We start from the raw sequence: 2,328 nt of genomic DNA, 5'->3' as shown, positions 1-2,328 counted from the left end.
ACTAGCTTTCTTACATTGTCCCCCCAGTCTCCCAGTCCCCCAGTCCCCCAGTCCCCCAGTCCCCCAGTCCCCCAGTCCCCCAGTCTCTCCTTGCCATGCTAATTCGTACTTTTGTCAGATTTGCCGTTGCGATCGTCTTATCGATGTCTACGTGGCTGGTTGCCCCCGCAGCATTCGCAGTTACGCCCATCCCATTGTCAAATATTGGTTATAAGGATTGTTCGGCAGAAATGTCTAAAGGCGCGGTGAGTAGCGGTGGCGTGACTCAAGATGCGCTGTGCTTCTTGATTACAGGCAAAGCCGAAAATAAATCGGGTAAGACTGTCTACGATGCGGATGTCTTCGGACGGATTTATGACGCAGATAATAATAATGTCTTGCCAAATCGGGGACGAGTAGGTTTAATCGAGCAGGTACCACCAGGAATTAATGATTTTGAAATGCGAGTTACAGTACCATCGAGTGCGACTCTACCGCTGCAATTAAAGAAGTTTAAGGCTTCTGGCTTTACGACTAAAATTAGACAGTAATTATTTTCTTAATTTCGTACGATCGAATGAAGATGAGGGCACAAGATGTTAGAAACAATTTTTTGGACTACTGAAGAAGTTGTTGCAGCCGGGTCGAAACTTTACGAGCAGAAAATTAGACCCTTAGTTGAAACTCCAGAAAACATCGGTCAAATGTTAACGCTTGATGTGGAAACTGGTGAATACAAAATTGGATCGAATAGTATCGAAGGCGCGATCGAACTCAAGCAAAACCGACCGATGGCAAGGTTATTTACGGTGAGAATTGGTTATGATTTTGGCGTGAGCTTTGGTGGTTTGAGCGAGCGGACAGTCAAATGATACTAGGTAAAATCGTGGATGGACGTGTGGTTTTACCTGTAAACTTCTGCATTGCTGATGATACAGATCTAGCAATCGATTGTGTGGTTGATACGGGCTTTAATGACTATCTAACTTTACCTACTCAGGTAGTTGCTGTGATGAATTTACCTCTGTACACTACAATACAACTTTAGCAAGGCTGGCTGATGGCAGTCAGCAATCTATCCCGATTCATGCGGCTAGGATTAGGTGGGACAATCGCGAACAACTAGTCCCTGTATTAGCAACTGGAATCAAACCGTTATTAGGAACCGCGCTACTACAGGAATTTTGTTTGACAGTAGAGTTCGTTGATGATGGCATGGTAAAGGTTGAAAAAATCTAAAGCTGCGATCGCCTTTACGACTCTGAAATAAGGTATCAGCCTGAGTTTTAGCGATCGAGGATAATAAGGTATTAATAAAAGTTAAACTTAATTGCTCCGTATGTATTTGATTCGTGGGCAATGCCCACCCTTGGAACTTTACCATGAGAAATAGCGAGCATTTGTCACGATAATCATATCCTTGTATTTGTTTAGATCTTCTAATTTATTTTTCCATATTCTTCCTTCCCAATTAGGTTTTAATCTGTTGAAATCACGCCATGTTGAATCATCTCGATTTCGATCTTCCCGAATATAAGATTTTACTAATCCGTGAAAACGACATCCTGAGCAATGTAATAATTATCTGTTCGATGCAAGCAAATAGTTTTAAAAGCTTAAGCCTTTTCATTTTTCACTGGTTAAGTTAACGTGGTGTAAAATATGATAAATTACTTAAAGAATGATAAATATTTTCAATTTGTGCAGGAGATGGCTGGCACTATACTTTTTTATATATAATAGTAACTATCGATCGCTAATTGTCAACTATGCCACCCTTATTAATCCTTGTCGATGGACACTCCTTGGCTTACCGTTCTTACTTTGCCTATGCCAAAAGTAAGAGCGGCGGCTTGACGACTTCGGCGGGAGTGCCGACGAGTATTTGTTTTGGATTTGTCAAGGCTTTGGTCGAGATTATTAATAGTCAGAAACCGGATTCGATGGCGATCGCGTTTGACTTACGTGCGCCGACTTTCAGACATGAAGCTGATGATAATTATAAAGCAGATCGAGTGGAAACTCCTGAAGATTTCACGATCGATATTCAGAACTTATACCAACTATTAACGGCATTAAATTTACCGACGATTACAGCGGTAGGATTTGAGGCGGATGATGTGTTGGGGACGCTGGCGGGGAGAGCTAGCCGCGAGGGTTATCAGGTGAAGATCTTATCTGGTGATAAGGATATGTTTCAACTGGTTAGCGATCGCGATCGAGTGAGTGTATTGTACATGACTTCAGCTTTTGCTCAAAGTGGCCCTTCGGTAGTGGAAATGAACGAGCAAGGTGTCATCGATAAAATGGGCGTGACTGCGGCGCAGATTATCGATTATAAGGCTTTGT

The 2,328-nt window shown here is 42.4% G+C and carries 3 protein-coding genes and 1 pseudogene; all 4 read left to right on the top strand.

What is annotated here, in order from left to right; genetic code table 11:
- Positions 1-95: 95 nt before the first annotated feature.
- Complete coding sequence (locus RMO79_RS18455; protein ID WP_310484705.1) at positions 96-530, top strand: hypothetical protein; 435 nt, start codon at positions 96-98, stop codon at positions 528-530.
- A 45-nt stretch (positions 531-575) separates the two neighbouring features.
- Positions 576-851, top strand: coding sequence for a hypothetical protein (locus tag RMO79_RS18450; protein ID WP_310484704.1), 276 nt, complete (start codon positions 576-578; stop codon positions 849-851).
- Between the two features lie 14 nt (positions 852-865).
- Positions 866-1,027 (top strand): hypothetical protein, encoded by a 162-nt coding sequence (locus RMO79_RS18445; RefSeq protein ID WP_310484703.1) that lies wholly within the window; start codon positions 866-868, stop codon positions 1,025-1,027.
- Between the two features lie 721 nt (positions 1,028-1,748).
- Positions 1,749-2,328, top strand: a pseudogene (locus RMO79_RS18440) (DNA polymerase I); the annotation flags it as partial.

This window comes from Chamaesiphon sp. VAR_48_metabat_403 (assembly GCF_031422475.1).
Lineage (GTDB): Bacteria > Cyanobacteriota > Cyanobacteriia > Cyanobacteriales > Chamaesiphonaceae > Chamaesiphon.
This window is presented reverse-complemented; position numbering and strand designations above follow the sequence as displayed.